The sequence below is a fragment of the Streptomyces paradoxus genome (assembly GCF_014202475.1).
GTDB classification, from domain to species: Bacteria; Actinomycetota; Actinomycetes; order Streptomycetales; family Streptomycetaceae; genus Streptomyces; species Streptomyces paradoxus.
Genome location: NZ_JACHGV010000012.1, coordinates 164,456 through 186,447, shown reverse-complemented (window position 1 = coordinate 186,447; position 21,992 = coordinate 164,456). Strand labels below are relative to the sequence as shown.

The 21,992-nt window shown below is 73.1% G+C and carries 16 protein-coding genes; 8 read left to right on the top strand and 8 right to left on the bottom strand.

The genetic code is table 11. From position 1 onward, the window contains the following. Window positions 1-130: 130 nt before the first annotated feature. The 3 genes from HNR57_RS32235 to HNR57_RS32225 form a co-directional block, all read right to left on the bottom strand. Window positions 131-1,552 carry a flavin monoamine oxidase family protein gene (locus HNR57_RS32235; RefSeq protein WP_184565655.1) on the bottom strand — a complete coding sequence of 474 codons (1,422 nt, stop codon included), beginning with the start codon at window positions 1,550-1,552 and terminating at the stop codon, window positions 131-133. A 192-nt stretch (window positions 1,553-1,744) separates the two neighbouring features. Further along, complete coding sequence (locus HNR57_RS32230; RefSeq protein ID WP_184565653.1) at window positions 1,745-2,632, bottom strand: NAD(P)-dependent oxidoreductase; 888 nt, start codon at window positions 2,630-2,632, stop codon at window positions 1,745-1,747. 87 nt (window positions 2,633-2,719) lie between these two features. Further along, the gene (locus HNR57_RS32225) at window positions 2,720-3,895 is read right to left on the bottom strand and encodes an acyl-CoA dehydrogenase family protein (protein ID WP_184565651.1); all 1,176 of its coding nucleotides are present in this window, start codon (window positions 3,893-3,895) and stop codon (window positions 2,720-2,722) included. A 246-nt stretch (window positions 3,896-4,141) separates the two neighbouring features. On the opposite strand from HNR57_RS32225, the gene HNR57_RS32220 reads away from it, so the two are divergent. From HNR57_RS32220 to HNR57_RS32200, 5 genes are all read left to right on the top strand, one after another. Beyond that, window positions 4,142-4,729, top strand: a complete 588-nt coding sequence (locus HNR57_RS32220; RefSeq protein WP_184565649.1) for a maleylpyruvate isomerase N-terminal domain-containing protein — start codon at window positions 4,142-4,144, stop codon at window positions 4,727-4,729. 270 nt (window positions 4,730-4,999) lie between these two features. Further along, window positions 5,000-5,380, top strand: a complete 381-nt coding sequence (locus HNR57_RS32215; RefSeq protein ID WP_184565647.1) for a YybH family protein — start codon at window positions 5,000-5,002, stop codon at window positions 5,378-5,380. A gap of 108 nt (window positions 5,381-5,488) precedes the next feature. Then, window positions 5,489-6,913, top strand: coding sequence for a flavin monoamine oxidase family protein (locus HNR57_RS32210; RefSeq protein WP_246555144.1), 1,425 nt, complete (start codon window positions 5,489-5,491; stop codon window positions 6,911-6,913). Window positions 6,914-6,960: 47 nt separating this feature from the next. Continuing rightward, window positions 6,961-7,410, top strand: a complete 450-nt coding sequence (locus tag HNR57_RS32205; RefSeq protein WP_184565643.1) for a YybH family protein — start codon at window positions 6,961-6,963, stop codon at window positions 7,408-7,410. A 55-nt stretch (window positions 7,411-7,465) separates the two neighbouring features. After that, window positions 7,466-8,659 carry an acyl-CoA dehydrogenase family protein gene (locus HNR57_RS32200; RefSeq protein ID WP_221343297.1) on the top strand — a complete coding sequence of 398 codons (1,194 nt, stop codon included), beginning with the start codon at window positions 7,466-7,468 and terminating at the stop codon, window positions 8,657-8,659. Window positions 8,660-8,765: 106 nt separating this feature from the next. Here the strand turns inward: HNR57_RS32200 and HNR57_RS32195 are convergent, their stop codons facing one another. Then, the gene (locus HNR57_RS32195) at window positions 8,766-9,311 is read right to left on the bottom strand and encodes a flavin reductase family protein (protein WP_184565639.1); all 546 of its coding nucleotides are present in this window, start codon (window positions 9,309-9,311) and stop codon (window positions 8,766-8,768) included. Window positions 9,312-9,499: 188 nt separating this feature from the next. On the opposite strand from HNR57_RS32195, the gene HNR57_RS32190 reads away from it, so the two are divergent. Both HNR57_RS32190 and HNR57_RS39870 read left to right on the top strand, forming a co-directional pair. Then, the gene (locus HNR57_RS32190; protein ID WP_184565637.1) at window positions 9,500-11,101 is read left to right on the top strand and encodes an aspartate aminotransferase family protein; all 1,602 of its coding nucleotides are present in this window, start codon (window positions 9,500-9,502) and stop codon (window positions 11,099-11,101) included. 187 nt (window positions 11,102-11,288) lie between these two features. Next, the gene (locus HNR57_RS39870; RefSeq protein ID WP_184565635.1) at window positions 11,289-13,709 is read left to right on the top strand and encodes an ATP-binding protein; all 2,421 of its coding nucleotides are present in this window, start codon (window positions 11,289-11,291) and stop codon (window positions 13,707-13,709) included. Here the strand turns inward: HNR57_RS39870 and HNR57_RS32180 are convergent. The 4 genes from HNR57_RS32180 to HNR57_RS32165 all read right to left on the bottom strand — a co-directional run bounded on the left by HNR57_RS32180 (window position 13,662) and on the right by HNR57_RS32165 (window position 18,553). After that, window positions 13,662-14,246, bottom strand: a complete 585-nt coding sequence (locus tag HNR57_RS32180; RefSeq protein WP_184565633.1) for a hypothetical protein — start codon at window positions 14,244-14,246, stop codon at window positions 13,662-13,664. The two genes, HNR57_RS39870 and HNR57_RS32180, sit on opposite strands and share 48 nt — an antisense overlap. Before the next feature lie 145 nt (window positions 14,247-14,391). Further along, window positions 14,392-17,130, bottom strand: a complete 2,739-nt coding sequence (locus tag HNR57_RS32175; protein ID WP_184565631.1) for a BTAD domain-containing putative transcriptional regulator — start codon at window positions 17,128-17,130, stop codon at window positions 14,392-14,394. A gap of 2 nt (window positions 17,131-17,132) precedes the next feature. Continuing rightward, on the bottom strand, window positions 17,133-17,936 hold the full coding sequence (locus HNR57_RS32170) for a thioesterase II family protein (RefSeq protein ID WP_184565629.1): 804 nt from the start codon (window positions 17,934-17,936) through the stop codon (window positions 17,133-17,135). Beyond that, a complete protein-coding gene (locus HNR57_RS32165) occupies window positions 17,879-18,553 on the bottom strand; it encodes an NADPH-dependent FMN reductase (protein ID WP_184565627.1) in 675 nt (224 codons plus the stop codon). The genes HNR57_RS32170 and HNR57_RS32165 overlap by 58 nt, the downstream gene beginning before the upstream one ends. Before the next feature lie 175 nt (window positions 18,554-18,728). Here HNR57_RS32165 and HNR57_RS32160 point away from each other — a divergent pair, with 175 nt between their 5' ends. Further along, window positions 18,729-21,965, top strand: coding sequence for an AfsR/SARP family transcriptional regulator (locus tag HNR57_RS32160; protein WP_184565625.1), 3,237 nt, complete (start codon window positions 18,729-18,731; stop codon window positions 21,963-21,965). Window positions 21,966-21,992 lie beyond the last annotated feature (27 nt).

Below are 21,992 nucleotides of genomic sequence, written 5' to 3'. Positions count from 1 at the left end.
TCTCCGTCCTCGCTCCGGTAATTCGGCCCGGACGAAAGGGAGCGGGAAAAGAAGAAGGCGCCATGACCGGGCGGTGGACGGGAACCGCACTTCCCGTTCTCCACCGCGCGGTCATGGCGCTTGCCGACGGTCAGCCCGCGAGGGTCGCGGCCTGTTCCGCGGCACGGAAGCCGGACTCCAGGGCGCCTTCGACGAAGGCCCCGTTCCAGCCGCTGGCTATGTCACCGCCCGCGAAGACGATGCGTCCGAACGGCTGCTGGATGTCCGGCAGCTGACGCAGGAGCTGCCCCGGCCGGCGCAGGCCCCAGCCGCCGCGCGCCCACGGGTCCTTGTGCCATTCCTTCGCCCGGTACTCGGCGACCCTGGCCTCCGGCAGCAGCCCGCGGACCGCGGCGCGCACCGCCTGCGGGTCGGACACGTCGAGGGCGGGGCCGGTGAAGGCCACGAAGATGCGGCCGTCGGGCAGCTGCTTCTGCGGGATGAGCAGCAGGATGGGGGCACCCTCCGGGGCCTGGGCGGAGACCGCCTCGGAGGTGCCCTTCACCCGCAGCCACAGCTTGGTGGCGTGCGGGACGCCGAGGCCCTCGCGGGCGGCGTCGGTGTACACCTTGGGCAGGCCCGGCTCGAAGGTGAGCGTCGACCACATGTTGACGGGCGTGGCGAGCACGACGACCGGCGCCTGGTACACCCGGCCGCCGCGGACCTCGACCTGGGTGAGGCCGCCGCGCTCGCGGATCGCCGTGACCGGCGAGTTGAGGCTGACGGTGGCACCCGACTCGCGCAGCATCCGCTCCAGGATGGAGATCATGCCGCCCTCGGGCAGCTGGCTCATCACCGAGAGGAACTTGTCGTAGGTGCCGCCCGCGAGCTGGTACCACTGCGCGAGGCCGGTGAGGGAGCCGGTCTTGTTGCCGCCGGCGAACACCGAGGTGGCGCCGCTCACCCAGTCGTGGTCGACGCCGCTCAGTTTGAGCTGGGCGATGCGGTCGGCGAGGGAGAGACGGTCCACGGACGCCAGCAGGTCCTTGCGGTGCAGCGGCTCGTAGGGCCGCTCGAAGTACTGCTCGGATCCGGCGTAGAAGTCCGCGAACAGGCTGTTCAGCCGGGCGCCGGCCTCCTGCGGGGAGTGGCTGGCGTAGCCGTTCGGGCCGGGCATCACCATGCGGGTGGCGTGCACGTCCTCGGTGGTGGTCAGCGAGTAGCGCTTCAGTTCGCGGGCCACGAGGTCCTGGCCGGGGCCGAACCAGCCGCCGCCCAGTTCGACGTGCTGCCCGGCCAGCGTGCCCGGCTCGATGCGGCCGCCGATCCGGCCGCGGGCCTCCAGGACCAGGACCCGCATGCCGCGGGCGCCCAGCTCCCGGGCGACGGTTCCGCCCGCGTATCCGGCGCCGACGACGATGGCGTCGTAGGGCATGTCGGCGGCCGCGGCCGAGGGTGCCGTCGCGGCGACGGCGCCGGCGGTGAGCGCGGTGGCGCCCGCCGCCTTCAGCAGTGTTCTTCTGGTGACGCGTCCGTGGGCGCGAGGGGTCGTGCTGTCGCCGTTCTCGGTCATGGAACACACCTTTCGCGAAGAGCGGGAATTGCAGGACGGAAAGCGCACGGAATCGACGGGCGGAAACGAACGGTGAAATGCGCGTCCGATTCTGGTGCGCCGGTGTGCGGGCACGGGGAAGGGGCCGGTTCCGACGGGGGATTCGGAACCGGCCCCTTCGTCAAGGGGTGCAGCGAATACCGGGCCCGGTGCTCACTGGTTCGGGCGGCGGTATGCCTTCACGACGCTGGCGTAGCTGTTCTTGGCGTGGCCCTGGGCGATGATGCCCTCCATCAGCGCCTCGGAGTACTTGGGCAGTTCGGTGTCGACGCCGAGCGCCTCGCTCTCCTCGACGAGGTGCTTGAGCGCGCCCAGGTGGGTCTCCAGGGTGGCGTCGTTGGCCGGGAACTTCTCGTCGCCGGCGTCGATCTGCGCGGCGTAGTCGGCCGTGAACATCTTGATGGCGTCGAGCCACATGTGCGCCCACGGCAGGAACTCCTGCGCCTTGACGCCGCCGGTCTCCACGATGGCCACGCCGTGCAGGAAGCTGTTGAGGGCGCCCCACATCAGGCCGAGCAGCGACACGTCGAACAGGGCGGGCTTGCCGTGGTCGGTGCCGAGGTAGGTGGTGCCGCCGCCGAGGAGCTTCAGCACGGGCTCGTGGGCGTCGAAGACGGCCTGGTCACCGGCGTAGAAGAGGACGGAGGTCTCGGCGCCGATGCCGGGCGGGGTGATCATGATGGCGCCGTCGAGGTACTGCGCGCCGTTCTTCTCCGCCCACTCGGCGGTCTGCCGGGCCTGCTCGGAGGAGCCGGTGGTGAGGTTGACGACGGTCTTGCCGCGCAGGGCGTCGCCGAGCGAGCCGATGACGTCGTGCACCACGTCGTACGTCGACACGCAGACGACCACGAGGTCGCTCGCGGCGACGGCGTCGGCGGGGTTCGCGGCGAGGACCGCGCCGTCCTTGACGAGGCCGTCGGCCTTGTCCGCCGAACGGTTCCACACGGTGGTGGCGTGGCCCGCCTTCAGGAAGGCGGCGGCCAGGGCCTGCCCCATCAGGCCGAGGCCGAGCACCGACACCGAGGTGTGGTTGTCACCCATGAATGTGTTCCTCCAGTACGAAAGTGGTGTGCTGTACGGTCCGGCACGCGGGGCGCGCCGGTGAAAAGGCGGGTCCGGGGCGTCGACTCAGAGGAAGACGGTGCCGGGCTCCAGGCCGACCAGGACGCGGCCCTGGAGTTCGAGGTTGACGTCGGCGTTGGCGAGGGCGTGCAGCGAGAAGCCCTGGATGTCGCGGTGGAAGCGCTGCAGGTGGACGTCGCGGCGGATGACGGAGCCGCCGCTGGCGTTGTGCAGGATCTCCACGGCTTCCTTGGCCAGTTGGGCGGCGAAGCCGGTCTGGCCGCGCACGATGGCCTTCTCGGCGTCGGTGGGCTGCTCGCCTGCGTCGGCGCGCTCCTGGAGGAGGGTCAGCCAGCGGGTCGACAGCGCCTCGGCGGCGTCGATCTTGTTGGCGGCCGTGGCGACCTGGATCTGCGTGAGCGGGTGCAGCTTCTGGTCGGTCCAGTCGGTGTAGGTGATGCCGCGGCCGGGCAGGCGCTCCAGGAACAGTTCGTAGGCGCCGCGGGCGATGCCGATGAACACGGCGGCGCACTCCGCCATGACGAAGCTGAGCAGGCCGTAGTTGCGGCCGGTGGCGCCCAGGTTGGAGCGGTCGCCGGTCGCGCTGACCATGACCTCCTCGAAGGACACGGCGTGGTGGGCCGGCACGAAGACGTCCTCGGCGATGGCGGTGGCACTGCCGGTGGCGGCGCCGGCCGAGACGTCCCAGTCGTCGACGATCCTGAGGTCGGACATGGGGACGAGGGCCATGATCTCGCCCTCGGTGCCGTCCGGGTTGCGCACCATCGCGGCGGTGAAGTCCCAGTCGGCGCCCTTGCAGCCGGTGTTGAACTTCCAGGTGCCGTTGAGGAGGTAGCCGCCCTCGGTGGGGACGGCGACGCCGGTCGGGGCGAACGCGCTGGAGATCTTGACGGAGCCGGACGCGAAGACCTCCTCCTGGGCCCGGTCGGGGTAGAGCGTCGCCGTCCAGGTGCTCGTCACCCACACCATCGTCACCCAGGCGGCGGCCGGGCAGCCGCGGCCGATCTCGGTGATGACCCGGGCCTGGTCGGCCAGCGGCAGGTCGAGCCCGCCGAACCGGCGCGGCACGGCCATGCGGAACACCCCGGCCTTCTCCAGGAGTTCGATGCTCTCGTCCAGCAGCCAGCCGCGGTCCTCGGCGGCGCGGCCGTTCTCGCGCAGGGTCGGGACGATGCTGTCCACGGCTTCCAGTACGGCTGCCAGGTCGTCGTTCGTGGCCATTTCCGGCTCCTCGATTGTGATTCCTACTGCCGGTCGAGAGGCGCGAGAACCCAACGCTCCCCGGCAGTTCGAAACCTTACTGAAGGGCTCGGAGAAATGAGTAAGAGCACACCCATCGCCCGGTCATCACCCTCACACCTCCGAAAAGAAGGCGGCACTTGACGCACAATTACCCGGCAATTACCCGACGCTGACCGGGAAATGGTCGAACGGTGCTCGGGGCGGCCCGTGTGGGAACATCCCAGCATGACTCTTTCATGGCCCGAACTCGTACGGACTGCGGCCGAGGACACCACCTCCGCACTCGAAAAAGGAGCCGATCAGAACTGGCGCGGAAAGGCGGGTGATCTGGACTGGAGCTGTCGGGAAACCCTGTCGCACATCGCGCTCGGGGTCGTGGGGTACGCCGGCCTGCTCATCGCCCGCCCCACCGACCGCTACATCACCCTGTTCTCCTCGATCGACGGCCACGCCCCGGTCCCGGCCGCCCTGGAGGGCATCCGGATCGCCGGCACGCTGCTCGCCGGCACCGTCCGCGACACCCCGCCGGAGGTCCGCGCCTGGCACCCGTACGGGCACTCCGACGCGGCTGGCTTCGCGGCGATGGGCGTGCTCGAGCTCGTCGTCCACGGGCGGGACATCGCGCAGGCGGTAGGCGTGGAGTACACCCCCTCGGACGCTCTGGCGGCGCCCGTGGTGGAGCGGCTCTTCCCCGACGCGCCCACCGGCCACTCCCCCGCCGACACCCTGCTGTGGTGCACGGGACGCAGCACGCTGCCCGGGCTGCCCCGGCGCGGCGCCTGGCGCTGGGACGGCCGGGTGCGCCAGGCCTGAGGCCGCCCCCGCACTCCCCCGCTCACCGGACCACCTGCCGCCGGGCGACTCCACGCAGTCGCCCGGCGGCACTGTCATGTCGCGCCCTGCCCGGCGGAGACCACGGCATTACCGCAGCGTGGCTGGAACGTTGAACCGGCCCGAATAGTGTCGGCCACGGAATGCACGAGCACCCGCACTGTTCGTGCAGACACCCGCATGGAACGTTCCTTTCTCCTGAACGTTCCCCTCAAACGTCTCTCCAGCCAAGAAGGCAGGTTGATTTCCGCCATGTCCGAGCTCGTCGCGGAACTGGAAAACCACACCGCCCGCTATGTCGAGGCCGTCAACGCCGGTGACTTCGAGACGGTCGAGAAGTTCTACACCGCCGACGCGGTCGCCGTCTGGGAACCGGGCAAGCCGCTCACCGGTGACGAACGCCGGAAGTACCAGCGGGAATTCCTCGAGGCCCGGCCGCGGATGGCGGCCAAGCCCCGGCAGGTGTTCGTGACCGGCGAGACCGCGCTGATGATCGTCGACTGGACGATCGACATCACCGGCGCCGACGGCACCACCGAGCACCTGGCCGGCGTCGGGGTGGACGTGCTGACCCGGGGCGAGGACAACGTGTGGCGCTACGCCATCGACGACCCGTTCGGCCAGGCGAGCTGACCGGCGCGAGCGCCGCGGCACGCAGAACCGAAAGCACCTTGGCCCATGAGTGACATGCCGGTTCCGCACGGCGGGCCCGCACCGAGTACACGGGGGACACACAGCACCATGCACACATCCGGACCCATCAGCGGGCGGCGGCCGACGCGCCGCACCCTGCTCAAGGCGGCCGGGGCGGCCGCCGTCGCGACAGCCGCCCTCGCCCCGGTCGCCCCGGCGGCCTCCGCCGCCACCGGCGGCGCCGCGGCGGACTGGGACGTCATCGTCATCGGCGCCGGTTTCGCCGGCATCACCGCGGCCCGCGAACTGCGCGCCCGCGGCAAGCGGGTGCTCGTCCTGGAGGCCCGCGACCGCATCGGCGGCCGCACCTGGACGGACACCTACGGCGGCCAGCTGATCGAGCGCGGCGGGACCTGGGTCGAGCCGACCCAGCCCTACCTCGGCGCCGAACTCACGCGCTACAAGCTGGCGCTGGAGGAGGACGAGCCGATCTCGACGACGTGGCTGCCGACGCCGAACGGCCCGCGGCAGTTCACGCCCGAGGACGGGTTCGGCCGGATGGGCACCGTCTTCGAGCGCATGTTCGACGGCACGCGGACGTACTTCGAGAAGCCGTTCCAGCCCCTGTACCGGGCCGACCTGCTGCAGAGCCTGGACAAGCTGACCCTGCGCGACCGCCTGACCCAGCTCGCCCTCACGCCCGAGGAGGAACTCCTCGTCAACGGGCAGACGGCGGTCTACGCCGGCGGTGCCAGCACGGACGGCGCCTTCACGATGTTCGCCCACTGGTGGGCCCTGGCCGGCCACACCAACGCGGGCTGGAACGACACCATGCGCTGGCGCATCGCCAAGGGCACCACGGCACTGCTCCAGGCGATGGTCAACGAGGCCAAGCCGACGATCAAGCTCAGCTCGCCGGTCGCCTCGGTGAACGACACCGGAACCCTGGTGTACGTCACCACCACCTCCGGCACCCGCTACAGCGCCACCGCGGTCGTGGTCGCGATGCCGGTCAACGCGCTGGGCACGGTCAAGTTCAGCCCGTCGCTGCCCCCGGCGCTCACCACCGCGACGACCCAGGGCATTGCCGTGAAGAACGCGGTCAAGCTGTGGATCCACGCCCGCAAGGGAGCCGGCCGGGTCTACGGCCAGGGCGCCGAGGGCGGCTCGCCGATCCCCATGCTGCTGCCGTTCAAGGAGACCTCCGAAGGCATGCTCTACGTCGCCTTCAGCACCGATCCGCGGCTCGACCCGACCAACACCGCCCAGGTGAAGAAGGCCGTGCAGCAACTCGGCGTGAACCTGGACGTCATCGGCGTCAAGGCGCACGACTGGGGCCGCGACCCCTACGCGCGCGGCGGCTGGGCGTTCCGCAAGCCGCGGCAGCTCACCACGCTCTACCCGGAGGTCACCTACACCAGCGGGCGGCTCTCCTTCGCCAGCGGCGACATAGCCAACGGCTGGAGCGGCTACATCGACGGCGCCATCGAGTCCGGTCTGCGTGCCGCCCGGCAGGCAGCGGGCGAGGAATGACCACCGAGGCATCACCCACCCACCCCCCGGAAGGGAACCGCATCCCCATGTCAGCAACGCCGGCCACGTCAGCCACGTCCTTCACCGTCCCGTTCGACCCGGAACGGCCCGACCTCACCGCCGACACCGACATCCAGAACGAGATCTTCATCCAGGTCTTCAACTCGGGTGACGGCGAGCTGTTCAACCGCCTCTACCTCGACGACTCGATATCGAACTTCTCCGGCGAGCCCCTGACGGGCGCCGCCCGGCTGGCGTTCTTCAAGGAGTTCCTGGCGTCGAAGCCCACCCTGGAGGCGCGCGTCACCCACTCGTACGTGGCCGGGGACGTGGCGCTGATCGGCGTCGAGTACGCCATCGACAGCACCGGCCCGGACGGTGAGCCGGTCCGGCTGGAGGGCGTCTGCACCGATGTGCTCCGCAAGACCGAGGACGGCCGCTGGCTGATGGCCATCGACCGCCCGGTGGCCGCGACCGGTCTCGTCGCCGACCAGTGAGCCCCGCGAGCCCCCCTGGCGTACCAGGGGGGCTCCGCCGTGCCGGAAAACCCCGATGGCCCGAGGAGAGACAGTGACCGACCAGGAAGCCCTGACGTCCGTGCTGGACGCCGTACGCGATGCCGTCCCCACCCTGCGCGCTAACGGCGCGGAGGCGGAGGAACGGCGATGGATCCCCGACGAGAACATCCAGCTGCTGGAGAAGGCGGGCGTGTTCCGCGCCGCGGTGCCCGCCGCCCACGGCGGGCTCGACTTCGGCGTGGCCGACCAGTTCAAGGTCATCGCCGAGGTCGCGCGCGGCTGCCCGTCCACCGGCTGGCTGACCATGGTCTGGCTCACCAGCACCTGGTGCGCCTCGCTCTACCCCGAGCGGGCGCAGCGGGAGGTGTTCGCCGGGGGCAGTACCCGGGTGTCCATCGTCTTCGCCCCGACCGGCACCCTCGCCCCCGTCGACGGCGGCTACCGCCTCAACGGCACGTGGCGCTACAACTCCGGTGTCCTGGGCGCCGACTGGGACCTGCTCGCCGCGATGGTGGAGCGTCCCGACGGGACCACCGAGGAGCTCGTCGCGCTGGTTCCGGTCTCCGAGCTGGAGGTGACCGACGACTGGCACGTCAGCGCGGGAGCCGCCACCGGCAGCTGCACCACCACCGCCGCGGACGTGTTCGTGCCCGCGCACCGTGTGGTCTCCCTGGAGGAGGCCATGGTCAGCGCGACCGGCGACCGCGAGAACACCGGCGCCACCGGCCGCAATTACGGTCTGCTGGGCTACGTCCTGTCCGGCGTCACAGCGGCGTTCACCGGCATCGCCCGCGGCGCGTACGAGCTGTTCCTGGAGCGCCTGCCCGGCCGGGGGATCACGTACACCGACTGGACCGACCAGAAGCTGCACCCGCTCACGCAGATCCAGGTCGCCACGGCCGCCAACAAGATCGACGCCGCCGAGGGCCTGGCGGAGCTGTGCCTGGAGGTCCTGCAGACCCGGGCCGACGCCGGCGAGCAGCCCACCGACGAGGAGAAGGCCGTGATCCGCGGCCGGACGGCGTACGCGGCGCAGCTCGCCAAGGAGGCCGTGGAGCTGCTGTACGCGGCGAGCGGCGGCTCGGTCATCCGGCGCGAGGTCGCCCTGCAGCGGTTCCACCGCGACATCCAGGGCTTCTCGCTGCACGCCCTGGTCCAGCGGGACGCCAACCTGGAGGTCCAGGGGCGGGTCCTGGTGGGCTTGGACCCGGGCACCTACTTCCTGTGACGGCCGGCCTCCCGTTCGCGGCGGGAGGCCCTGACACGCGGAAGGGCGGCACCACCGGAGGGTGGTGCCGCCCTTCCGCGTCCGCCGGACCGGGCGGGCGTGCCCGTCAGGAGGCGGTGGCCGGCTTCCCGAAGCGGCCGTTGACGAAGAGCAGCCCGTCACTGGTCGCGCCCTCGCCGGCCGCCAGCACGGTGCCGATGAAGATGGTGTGGTCACCGAACGCGTGCGACTCGGTCAGCTCGCACTCCAGCCACGCCACCGAGTCGTCGAGCAGCGGCGCCCCCGTGTGCTCGCCCGCACGCCAGTCGACGCGCTCGAACTGGGCGGCACCCAGAGTGCGGCTCTTGTCGGCGAAGTGCCGGGCGAGGGGTTCCTGGTGGGCGCCGAGTATGTTCACGGCGAAGCGCCCCGCCCCGGTGAGCGCACCGTGCATGACCGCGCTGTGGCCGACGCTGCACAGCACGGACGGAGGGTCGAGGGAGACCGAGCTGAAGGCGTTCGCCGTCATGGCGTGCAGGTGCTCCCCGCCCACGGTGAGGACCGTGACACCGGTGGCGAAGCGGGACATCACCCCGCGCAACCGGTCCGGGCGGACCGGCTGGTGACCGGTACGCACGGCAGCGTGATCGAGTTCGGCGGACGCGGAATTCATGCCACTCTCCGATGGGTCACGGGACACGTCTGTGCCGTCCGCACGGAAGGGGCAGCCGGCGCAATCAACGTAGCCGCGGCGTCTCGCGGTTCCTTCATGCCCGGGTAACCGGTGGGCCTTCTGTGACCGGGCGTCACCGATGACCTTTCAATGACCGGATGTTTACCCGGTCATCGGATTCTGAGGACATGACTGAGACCTCCGCCGCAGCCGCGGAACGCGAACTCGCCGAGCCCTATCTGCGCCAGGTACTCGACACCGCGGGACTGGCGGTGGAATACGTGCGGGCCGAGGGGAACACCCTGTACGTACGGGACGACGACGGCGCCGAGTTCCCGGTGGCCGACTTCGCCGGCGGTTACGGCTCGGTGCTGCTCGGCCATCACCACCCCGAGATCACCGAGCACGCCCGGCAGCTGCTCGCCGAACATACACCGATCCACGCCCAGTTCTCGCGCCACCCGTACGCCAACCGGCTGGCCGCCGAACTGAACCGCATCATCGCGCGTGAACTCGCCGATGACGAGCCTTATTACGCCATCTTCGGAAACAGTGGCGCGGAAGCGGTGGAAGCCGCCGTGAAACACGCGGAGCTGGACCGGGGCATGCGCGTGTCCGAACTGCTCGGCTCCGTCGAGGCGGGACTCGCCGCGGCCCGCGCCGCGGTGGCCGACGGGTCCGCAACCGTCCACGGGGAGGCCGCCGCCCGTCTCGGGGTCGCCCTCGCCGCCGACGGCACCGAGGCCGTCCGTCTGCTGGAGGCGGCGATCAGGCGCCGCAACGACGAGACCGTCGCGTCCCCGCCGCTGTTCCTCGCTCTGGAGGGCGGCTTCCACGGCAAGCTCGCCGGCAGTGTGCAGCTCACCCACAACGAGGGCTACCGGCTGCCCTTCAAGTCGCTCGCCGCGCAGGCGCGGTTCGTCCCGCAGGACAGCCCCGAGGACCTGGACGCCGTCCACGCGCGTGAACGCCGGGTCCTGCTCGGCCTGACGGCCGAGAACGGCAGGATCACGGTGACGGAGCACGAGTTCCCCGTGTTCTGCGCCTTCCTCGTCGAGCCCATCCAGGGTGAGGGCGGAATCCGTGTCCTGTCCCGCGAGTTCGCCCGGGAGATCCAGGAGTTCTGCGCCCGGATCGACTGCCCTGTCGTCGTCGACGAGATCCAGAGCGGAATGGGCCGCACCGGCGCGCTGCTCGCCAGTTCCCGGATCGGCCTGCGCGGTGACTACTACACCCTGGCCAAAACGCTCGGCGGGGGCATCGCGAAGGCGTCCGTGATGCTGGTGCGCGAGAAGCGATACCGCCGGGATTTCGAAATCGTGCACAGTTCAACTTTTGCCAAGGACAGCTTCTCCTCCCACATCGCCCTGAAAGTTCTCGAACTGCTGGAGCGGGACGGCGGTGCGGCCTACCGGCAGGCCGAGGAACGCGGAGCGGCACTGCGCGCGAAACTCGACGCGCTGCGGGCGGAATTCCCCGACGTGGTGGCGGACGTGCGCGGACACGGGCTGATGCAGGGGCTGGAATTCCACGACCAGTCCGACGCCTCCTCTCCGGAGTTGCGCCAGATCGCGCGCAGCGGCCTCTTCGGCTACTTCCTGGCGGGCCATCTGCTGCGCCGGCACCGGGTGCGGACGTTCCCGACGGCCAGCGCGGTCGGTACGTTGCGCTTCGAACCCTCGATTCATGTCACAGACGCCGAACTCGGGCAGTTGTACGCCGGACTGCATGACGTGTGCACACTGTTGCGCAAGCAGGCCGGCGACGAACTCACTGCCGCGGGCCGCTGATCCACCCCTGGATCCGCCGCCTCCCCCCACCGGCGGACCCCAGGGCATTCCGGCGAGGCGCCGGCCGTGACCGGGCCGGTGCCCCGGCCGGGAGCAGTACGGGCAGCGGACCGCGTTGACATCCCGTCAGGCGGCACACCGGTCCCGGGAAACGCAGCACGCCGGAGCAAGCGAGACGGGGGAGTTCATGCAGTTCCGCATACTGGGGCCACTGGAAGTCGAGCCGGCGGGGGGACCGCCGGGCAGCCTGGTGGACCTGGGCGGGCACCGGCAGCGTGCCGTGCTGGCGTATCTCCTGCTGCAGGCGAACCAGGTGGTGTCCACCAGCCAGCTGCTGTCCGCCCTGTGGGCCGACGACAACGCGCCCATGACCGCGCGCAAGATCCTGCAGAACGCCGTCTGGAAGCTGCGCGGTGTCCTGTCGCGGCCGCCGCGGACCGAGCAGGGCCCGGAGCTGCTGACCCGCGCTCCCGGCTATCTGCTGCGTGTGCCCCAGCAGCGCGTCGACCTGCTCGAGTACGAACAGCGGGTGACGACGGGCCGGGCAGCCCTGGCGGCGGGCGAGGTGGAACGGGCCCGCCGATCGCTCGGCGCGGCGCTGGCGCTGTGGCGCGGGCCCGTCCTCTCCGACCTGGTGGAGGAAGGTGTCTGCTGGCCGGAGCTGACGGCCCTGCAGAACCGCCGGCTCGACGTCATGGAGGACCACTTCGAGGCCGCCCTCGCCTGCGGCCGGCACCAGCTGGTCCTGCCCGACCTGGAGAGCCTGGTGGCCGCCGAGCCGCTGCGGGAACGTGCCTCGGGGCAGCTGATGGTGGCTCTGTACCGCTGCGGACGGCAGGCCGAGGCGCTGGCGGTGTTCGGCCGGGTGCGCACGGCGCTCGTGGAGGGGCTCGGGCTGGAGCCGGGACGCGAACTGCACCGGCTGCAGCAGGCGATCCTGACGCAGGACCCGACGCTGGAAGCGCCTCGCGCGGCGGGCGGCCAGGAGCCGGTGAGCATCGCCCCGGTTCCCCGGCCCGCGCCGTCCCCGCCCGCCGCGGCCCCGGCAGCCGGGACCCCCGCGCCCGCGGCGACAGCGACGGCGTCCCCGGGTCCGGCCGCACGCGGCGTGCGGGCCGAGCCCACCGCGCCCACCGCCCCGACCACACGAACGGAGCCGGGCACACCCCCCGTGTCGAGCGCCCCCACGGAGCCGGGCGCAGGCACAGAGCCGGCCGCCCGCGCGATGCGGGCCGCATGCTCCGATCCGCCCGCACGCAGCGGGCCGCCCGCCCCCGCGGCCACCGCCGAGGGCTCCTCGCCCGGCCGCCGCGAGTCCCGTACCGCGAGCGTGGTCATGTTCCGTTTCGGGCTCGGCGCGGAACTGGGCGCGGTGCTGGCCGAGGACCGCGACCGGGTGGTCGACGCGCTGACCCAGATCGCCCGGGAGAAGACCGAACTGCACGGCGGCCGGGTCACGGCCGTACTCGGTTCGACGGTGCTCTCCGTGTTCGCCGAAGGCACCGACCCGGCCGACAGCGCCGAGCGCGCGGTCCGCACCGCGGCCGCCGTCCGCGACAGCCTCAGCGTCCCCACCGGCACGCTCGCACCGCCGCAGGCCGCCGTGCGCGGCCTCACCGTGCACGCGGCCGTGGCGTCCGGGGAGGCACTGCTGCCCCGGACGGCCTCGGACGACCCGCCGCCGCTGTGGAGCGGCGGGAGGCTCGTCGACACCTGCCGGTCGATGCTGGCCCAGGTGCAGGCCGGGGAGATCCACGTCTGCGAGGAGACCCACCGGCAGGCCGAGCGGTCGGCGACGTTCCGGCGGGCCTGCGCGTCGGCCCTCGCCCCGTGGGAACTGCACGCCCTGCACGACGACGTCACGGACCTGGCGTGGGCGCCGCCCGGCGGCGGTGCCCACGCCGGCGAGCTGGAGCTGATGCAGCACACCCTGCTGCACTCCCGCCAGCGCTCGACGGCGCACCTGATCACCCTCATCGAAGGGTCCGGCCGGGCCAGGACGCGCCTGCTGATGGAGTTCCAGCGCCGGGTCGAGGAGAGTCACGGCGGCCCCGTACGGGTGCTGGCCGGCACGGTTCCGGCGCCGCACACCGCCTCCGCGCTGTCGGTGCCGGCGGAGATCCTGGCCGCCTACTGCGGCATCGATCCCAGCACCCCGGAGCCCTACGCCCTGGCGCGGCTGCGGGCCACGCTGAACCGTTTCGGCGGTGACCCGGCAGCCGGAGCGGACGTGTACGCGCCCCTGGCCCGGCTGCTGTCACCGCGGCGGGCGGCGCACGAGCGGGAGAAGCCCGGCGAGATGCTCCGGGCCTGGGGGGCGTTCCTGGCGCGGGCCGCGCGCGAGCAGCCGCTGGTGCTGATCTGGGACGACCTCCAGCACGCCGACGACGCGCTGCTGGACATGGTGGAGCGGCTGACGCAGACCCATGCGGGCCTGCCGCTGCTCATCGTCGTCGGCGCGGACTCCCGGCTGCCGGACCGGCGGCCGGGATGGGCCACCGCGCATCCGCGCACGGTGACCCTCAGCCTCAGCCCGGAGACGGGCGACGCCCTGGACCGGTTACTGGAGTCCCTGCTTCCGCCGGTCCGGGAGTCCGAGGTCGCCTGAGCGCGTCCCGCCCGTGCCGGTGAGGCGTATGGCACGGGCGAGGGCGCCCAGGGCCCGGGTGCCGTCCGCGGAGTCCTCGGGCAGGACCTCCGCGGCCGATTCGACCAGCAGGGAGCCCGCCAGTGCCGCCCAGGGGGCCGCCACTCCCCCGCCCACCGGACCGGCGGGCCCCGCCACGCCGAGCACCCGCCGCGCCCACGCGGTCATCCGGGCCCGTTCCCCCGCGGTGACGCCCGGGACGGCCCTGAGCCCGGCGCCGAAGCGGACGAGTATCTCCCCGGCGTGCCCGGCGAGCAGGGCGTCCTGCGGTGCCGCCGTGCGCCCGGGCGGGCGGGCGAGGGGCTGGGAGTCGTCCGGCCGCGCGGGCCGGGCGTCCCGGGGGCGGCCGGCCCGGCTCAGCCCTTCGTTCAGGGCCGCGGCGAACCGGGTGCCGACGAAGACGGCCAGCGGGGTGTCCATCTCTCCGGGGGCGGACGCCCGCCCGGCCCGGGGCGACGGGTGCGGGGAGCGGCGGGTGCGTGGGGCTGCGATGTCCATGCGGACAGCACATCAAGTGCCGTCCACGAGCAACCCATTCGCGACTCCTCGCCCCGGTCATCACGCGGCCCCGCCGAGGCGGCACCCGGCCGGCCACTCCACAGCCCCGCCCTCCACCGGGACGGCACCCCGGCCGGCCCGGCGGTCACACGGCCCGTCGCCCGGGACGGGCCTCGACCGGCTCGGCGCCCTTGCCCCGGAACCCGGCGTGGATCCGGCCGGACGGCCTCGCCCGTTCCTCCGGCCGGCGCGGGCGGCAGTCCGCGAAGGGCAGCGTGCGGCGCTGCCGCGGAGCGGCGGCCGGTTCGCGCGGGCGCGACAGGGTCAGCCGGCCGGCGTGCTCGCAGCCGCTGCCCCAGATGGGCCGGCGGCGCAGCAGGTCGGAGTGGCCGCACGCGACGACCAGCAGCGCCCCGGTGCCGGCGCCGCCCAGGCTCTCCGCCCAGTCCAGCACCACGTCGTCGGCGAGGTGCAGGTCGTCCAGGCAGAGGACCACCGGGCGGTGGTGAGCCTCGTGCTCGATCACCTCGCCCCACGCGGCGAGCAGATCGGCCCCGCGCCCGGGCAGCCCGGAGGGGGGCGCGGGGCACAGCACGCGCAGCAGCCGCGCGGCGTCCACGTCGGAGTCGACGGCGGAGCGGACCACGGCTCTGAGCCGCTGATCGGGCGAGTCGTGCCGCGCCCCGTGCCGCGGCGCCCAGGCGTCCAGCAGCGCGGCCGCGACGGCGACGGCGTCCTGGCCGCCCTGCGGAAGGCGCGGTCGCAGGACCCGCACCGCGTCGGCGTCGCCCATGACGCGGCGCTCGAACTGGGTGAGCAGCTGGGTCTTGCCGACCCCGTGATCGCCGAGCACCGTCAGCAGGGAGGGCACGTCGTGGTGGCGCGAGTACTCCAGCAGGTTCTCCAGCAGGGCGAGTTCGGGCCGGCCCCCGGTACGGGAGCCGGGCCCGGCGGGTTCCTCCGTGTGCAGGGCCTGGGCCCTGCGGATGCCGAGGGCGCCGTCGGCGGCGCGGACGGTCTCGTCGTAGCCCACCCACGCGCCGGTGTCACCGGCCACGTCCTCGCTGACGTACAACTCGCCCTCCGGGACGCCGGAGAGCAGCCCGTGGGCCTTGTCGAGCAGCGTGCCCACCACCGAGACGGCGGCGCTCGGGTCGTGCGGGTCGTGCCGCACGATCGCCTTGCCGGAGATCACCACGGCACGCATCACCATGCCCGCCCGTGAGGCCAGGCGGTCACGGGCCGCGAAGGCCGCGCGCACCGCGTTCAGCGATGCCTCGGGGCGCTCGGACCGCAGCCCGAACAGGGCGGCGCACAGCCCGCCCATGGAGCCGACGACCGTCCCGGAGCGGCTCTCGACACTCTCGGTGAGTACGGTGACCGCGTCGTGGAGGGAGGTGTCCAGCTGCTCGCTCCCGATGGCCGCCGCGTCCCCCGCGGACTCGGTGCACACCACGAGCACGCACACGTCCCGCCGCTCGGCGACCGCACCCCCCTCGGCGACGCCGAAGCCCGTTGTCCCGCCTGGTCGTTCACCGCTCGCCAAGACGCCGTACGAGGCCGCGTCGCCCGCGCCCGGAGCGGCCCCGGCGATCGACGCCGCGCGCGGGGGGCCGCCGCCCTCGGGGACGCCGTACGAAGAGACCGGGGTCGCATGACCGGCCCCGCCCGCGAGGTCGTACGAGGACGGCACGCCCGAACCGCCGCCCCCCGCCGCGACACCGTACGAGGACGCCCGGCTCCGGCCGCCGTCTCCGTCCGCGGTGCCGAAGGGGGCCCGCCCGCTCAGCCGGCCGCCGCCTTCGGTGCTCCCGGAGGACGACCCCGTACCCGACCGGTCGGCACCCTCCGCGCCACCGGCGGACAGCGGCATGCGCGGCCGGTCACCGGCCTGCCCGCCACCGACGGTCAACGGCGTGCGCGTCTGGTCACCGGCCCCCGTGAGCGCGGGCGCACGCGAGGGTTCCGGTGCCGTGACATCCGGCCCGCCGGCCCCGGCCGCCCCGGAGTGCGCGGGGATCCGGACCGGTGCCAGCGCGGGGTCTGCCTCCGCGACCGCGTGCCACCGCGCCGCGCCCGCCCCGGAAGTGCCCGGCTCCGCCCGGGCCTCCGTGGGGCAGGCCAGTGCCTGGTCGTGGCGCAGGATGCGGTGCTGAAGCGTCTGCAGGGCGGCGGACGGTTCCAGGCCGTACTCCTCGACCAGGGCCTGCCGCACCCTGCTGAACACGCTCAGGGCCTCCGCCTGACGGCCGCAGCGGTACAGGGCGAGCATCAGCTGCCCGCAGAGGCGCTCCCGCAGGGGCTCGGCCTCGGCCAGCGAGGTGAGTTCACCCAGCACGGCGTGGTGCCGCCCGCACGCCAGCTCCGCCTCGAAGCGGTCCTCCATGGCGTCCAGCCGCAGCTGCCGCAGTGCGGTCAACTCGGCCCACTCCACTCCCTGTTCGGCCAGATCAGACAGGGCCGAGCCGCGCCACTCCCCCAGGGCGTCGCCCAGCAACTCGGCGGCCTCGGCCGCCTCATGGGCGTCCAGGCGTGCCCGGCCCGCGGCGACGGCGCGTTCGAAGCGGGTCGCGTCGAGCTGCTCGGGGTCGACGCGCAGGATGTAGCCCGGCGCCCGGGTGAGCAGCCGGGGCGGCTCGTGTCCTTCGCCATCGCCGCTCTCCAGCAGGGCGCGCAGCCCCCACACGGCGTTCTGCACCATCTTGCGTGCCGTGACCGGCCTCGCGTCCTCGGGCCACAGGGCGTCGAGGAGCTGGCTGGTGGCGACCACCTGGTTCGCGTGGAGGAGCAGCAGTCCGAGCACCGCCCGCTGTTTTACGCCGCCCAGCGGCAGACTCCGCCCGCCGCTCACCACCTCGAGCGGCCCGAGAACCTTGAACTCCACGCCTACCCCCGTACGTCGGACACCGGTGTTCGGTCATGGCAGGCGCCGTTGCCCGCCCGGGCGGCGCTCACCGAGCGGACGCCGCGCAGTACCACCTCGGCCACGTCATCGAGCCGCTGGTCCACATAGAAGTGACCGCCCGGAAAGACCCGCACCTCGGTCTCGGCGCGGGTGAACGCGCGCCAGCCGGCCGCCTCCTCGACGGAGACGACCGGGTCGGCGTCGCCGCACAGCACGGTGACCGGTGTGTGCAGCGGTTCCCGGGGCGTCCAGGAGTACGCGGCGAGGGCCGCGTAGTCGGCTCGCAGAGCGGGCAGCACCATTGCCACCAGCTCGGGGTCGTCGAACAGGGCCACGCCGGTCCCGCCGAGCCGGCGGACGGCGGCCAGGATCGCCTCGTCGTCCGGCAGCACGTCGTGCGGGCTGCGCCGCGGCCCGGGTGCTCCCCGGGCCGACAGGAAGAGCCGGCCGGGAGCCGGGGCCCCGCGCTCCTCCAGGATCCGGGCGGTTTCGTACGCCACCAGCGCCCCCATGCTGTGGCCGAAGAACGCGAAGGGCGCAGCCGTTTCCTCGTCCTCCAGCTTCCCGGCGACGACGGCGGCGAGTTCCCTGATGTCCGCCACCGGGGTCTCCAGCCGTCGGTCCTGCCGGCCCGGGTACTGCACGGCCCGCACCTCGACGTGCGGCCGGAGCCGCCGGGACAGCGGCTGGTACGCGCTGGCCGCGCCCCCGGCGTGCGGGAAGCAGATCAGCCTGAGAGCGTCGGGCTCGGGCTCGCCGAAACGTCGGAACCACTGGCCGTCCATGGCGCTTTGCGCTCCTGTCTGTTCGTCTGCGGTGCGGGGTAGCCGTGCTCCGCCCGGGCCCGGTGCAGTACACCGGCCCACCAGCTGAGGCGGTCGAACATCAGCCGGGCCGACACGTGCCAGTCGTCGGACGCGGTCAGGGTGCCGTCGGGCCCGAGCCGCTCCCAGTAGTTGTGGAAGCTCACGGTCTCGTTCACCGGGACGGCGTGGACCTCGCCGAAGACCTGGCGCAGTGCCGCCACCGCGCACAGTCCGCTGGAGGCGCCGCCGTAGGAGAGGAATCCGACGGGCTTGGCGTGCCACTCCTCGTCGTACCAGTCGATCGCGTTCTTCAGGGACGCCGGGAACGTCTGGTTGTGCTCGGGGGTGACCACCACGAACGCGTCGGCCGCCTCCAGCCAGGGCGCGAGGTCCTTGACGGCCTGGGGGCGGGGCGCCGAGGGGTCGGCGGACATCACGTCGGGCAGCCAGGCGGTGGCGAGGTCTATGACGTCGACGTCGAAGTCGGGCCGCAGCCGGGCCCGGGAGGCCAGCCATTCCGCCGCGACGTGCCCGAACCGGCCCTTCCTGATGCTGCCGATGATGATCGCCAGCCGCAGTCGCTCATTCTCGGCCACCTGCCCCCGCCCTCCGCGCCCCCGCCGAAACCGCATTCCTCGGGGAACCCTGGCATATGCCCCTTCGGATTCGCTTCGGACGACTTCGGAAACGCTGCGGGAACGCCCTTCTGAACGGTGGCCGAGCCCTTGTCGTCGCCGGTCACGCCGGTCGTCGGCCGGTTACGCTGAGATCATGGAATTCGGGGTGCTGGGGCCGCTGGAGGTGCGCACGGACGAGAGTCGTGTCGTGCGGGTACCCGAAGTCAAGGTGCGCATGCTCCTCGCCGATCTGCTCGCCCACCACGGGCAGGTCGTCCCGGCGGCGCGGCTCATCGAGGACCTGTGGGGCGGCTCGACGTTCACGGCCCGGCCGACGGCGTCGCTCCAGGCCAAAGTCTCCCAGCTGCGGCGCGCGTTGGAGGACGCGGAGGCGGGCGGCCGCGAACTGATCGCGCACCGGCCGCCCGGGTACGTCCTGGACGTCCCGGCCGGAGCCCTCGACGCCGGGCGGTTCCGTGAACTGGTCGCCCGGGCCCGGTCCGGCGAGGACCCGGTGACGCGGGCGGCCCTCTACACCGAGGCGCTGGCGCTGTGGCGCGGCCCCGCCTTCGCCGAGTTCGCGGACCAGCCGTCCGTGCGGCCGACGGCGGCGAGCCTGGAGGAGGAGCGGCTCACGGCGGTGGAGGAACACGCCGCCGTGCGGCTGGAGTTGGGCGAGCACAGCCTGCTGGTGGGCGAGCTGACGGAGCTGGTGGCGCAGCATCCGCTGCGCGAGGGCCTGCGGGGCGCGCTGATGTGGGCGCTGTACCAGGCGGGGCGCTCCTCCGACGCGCTCGACTGCTTCAACGATCTACGGCGCAGGCTGGACGAGGAGCTGGGGCTGACTCCGGGGCCGTCCCTGGAGGCCCTGCAGCAGGCCATCCTGCGCCACGATCCGGTCCTGGCCCGGCCGGAGCCGCCCGCGCCGTCCGCCACGGGGGTGCCGGCGGGCCCGGGACCGACCGGGTCGGCCTCGCCCCTGGTGGGCCGCGAACAGGACGTCCGGGCCATCCGGGCCCTGCTCTTACAGCGCCGCCTGGTGACCCTCACCGGGCCGGGCGGGGTCGGCAAGACCCGCCTCGCCCAGGCCACGGCGGAGAGCCTGTCGGGCGCGTTCGGGGACGGCACCTGGCTGGTGGAACTCGCGGACGCCGGGGGCCTGGAGCGGTTCGCCGGCGCGGAGGCGCTGGCCGAGCAGGTCATGGCGACGCTGGGGATCCGGGAGAACACCTCCGACGACGACGCCAAGGGTCCCACCGACCGCCTGGCGAACGCGCTGGCCGGCCGGCGGCTGCTGCTCGTGCTGGACAACTGCGAGCACGTCGTGGAGGCCGTCGCGCAACTGACCGGCCCGCTGCTGCACCGGGCCCCGCAGCTGCGCATCCTGACGACCAGCCAGGAACCGCTGCGCACCCGTGACGAGACGGTGTATCCGGTGGCGCCCCTGTCGCTGCCGCCGGAGGACGGTCCGGACCTCGACGCCCTGACGAGCGCCGGGGCCGTACGCCTCTTCGTCGACCGGACCAGGGCGACGGACCCGGAGTTCGTGCTCGACGCGACCACCGCCCCCCTGGTCGCCGATGTGTGCCGGCGCCTCGACGGCATCCCGCTCGCCCTGGAACTGGCCGCCACGCGCGTGAGATCGCTGGGCATCAGGGAACTGCACGACCGGCTCGACGACCGGTTCAGGGTGCTCAACAGCGGCTACCGGGACGCCCCTTCACGCCACCGGACGCTCCAGGCCACACTCGACTGGAGCTGGGGCCTGCTCGACGGCCGTGAACGAACCGTCCTGCGCAGGCTGTCGGTGTTCAGCGAGGGGTGCGGACTGCGGGCCGCCGAGGACGTGTGCTCCGGTGGCGGGGTGTCCCCCGCCGACGTCCTCGACGCGCTGAGCCTGCTCGTGGAACGCTCGCTGGCCGTCCGCACCGAGGGACCGCAGGGCCCGCGCTACCGGCTGCTGGAGTCGGTAGCGGTCTACGCGCGTGACAAGCTCGCGGAGTCCGGTGAGCACGCCGAGACCGCCGCCCGGCACCTGCGCCACTGCGTCCACCTCGCCGAGCGGGCCCGGCCGCACCTGCACGAGCGGGAGCAGTCCCGCTGGTTCCAGTACCTGGACCTGGAGGCGGCCAATGTTCAGCGCGCGCTGGCCGAGGCCGGCCGGGCCGGAGCAGCGCAGGAAGCGCTGCGCCTGGTCAACTCGCTGACCTGGTACTGGTACGTCCGTGGCCGGCTGGGCGAGGCCCGCCGGGCGCTGGCGACGGCCCTGGACACGCCGGGCGAGGCCGCGCCCGAGGAGCGCGTGGAGGCGGAGTTCTGGTACACGGGCATCCGGCTGCTGCTCGGTGAGCACGACCGGGAGTGCGACGCCCTGGAGGAGTACCCGCCGGAGTCCACCCTGGAGTCGACCAGGGCCCAGTGGTTCCTGGCGCACGCGCAGTGGACGGTCGGGGCGCTGGTCAAGGGCGAGCAGCGGGTCGAGCGGGTCCTGGTGCGCTTCCGCACCCTGCGCGACGCGTGGGGCACCGCCGCCGCGCTGACCACCCGCGCGTGCTTCGCCCTGGCCCGTGGGGACCTGGAGTCGCTGCGCGGCAACGCCGAGGAGGCCCGTGCCCACTTCGCGGAACTGGGTGACCTGTGGGGCCGGCTGAAGACGACGGACGTGCTGGGCAGGCTCGCCGAGATCAACGGCGACTACGACCTCGCCGCCCGGCTGCACCGGGAGAGCCTGCGCATCGCCCAGGCGCTGGAGACCTGGCCGGAGATGTCCACGAAGCTGTCGGGTCTCGGCAGGATCGCCCTGCTCACCCAGCGCTACGACGAGGCCGACGACCTGCACACGCGTGCCCTGCGGATCGCGGTGGGGCAGGGCAACCAGCCGGCCGAGCAGTTCGCCGCGCTGGGCCTCGCCCTGAGCGCCCGCCGCCAGGGCCGCCTCGATGCCGCCGAGGAGTGGCTGCGGCCCTGGCTCGCCTGGAACCGCCGCCGGGGCGACGGCCCGGGACTGGCGCTGGTCCTGGCCGAGCTGGGGTTCATCGCCGAGCAGCGCGGCGACGCCGGGCGGGCGCTGGAGTACCACCGGGACGGCCTCGCGGCCGCCGCCGCGACCAAGGACCCCCGCTCGGTCGCCCTGGCCCTCGAAGGCCTGGCGGGCGCCTACTCCCTGGCAGACGCCCCGCACCGCGCGACCCGCCTCCTCGGCACGGCGGCGGCGACCCGGGAACGGGCCGGCGCCCCGCACCCCCCGGCGGAGCGGGGGGACGTGGAGCGCATCGCGGCCCGTCTGCGTGCCGCGCTGGACGAGGAGACGTACACGAGCGAGTTCACCGCGGGCACCCGACGCACCCATGAGGCGGAGGTCCTGGCGGAGACGCACCCGCGGACACCGTGAGGCCGCGAACGGCCAGGCCGTCCTGGC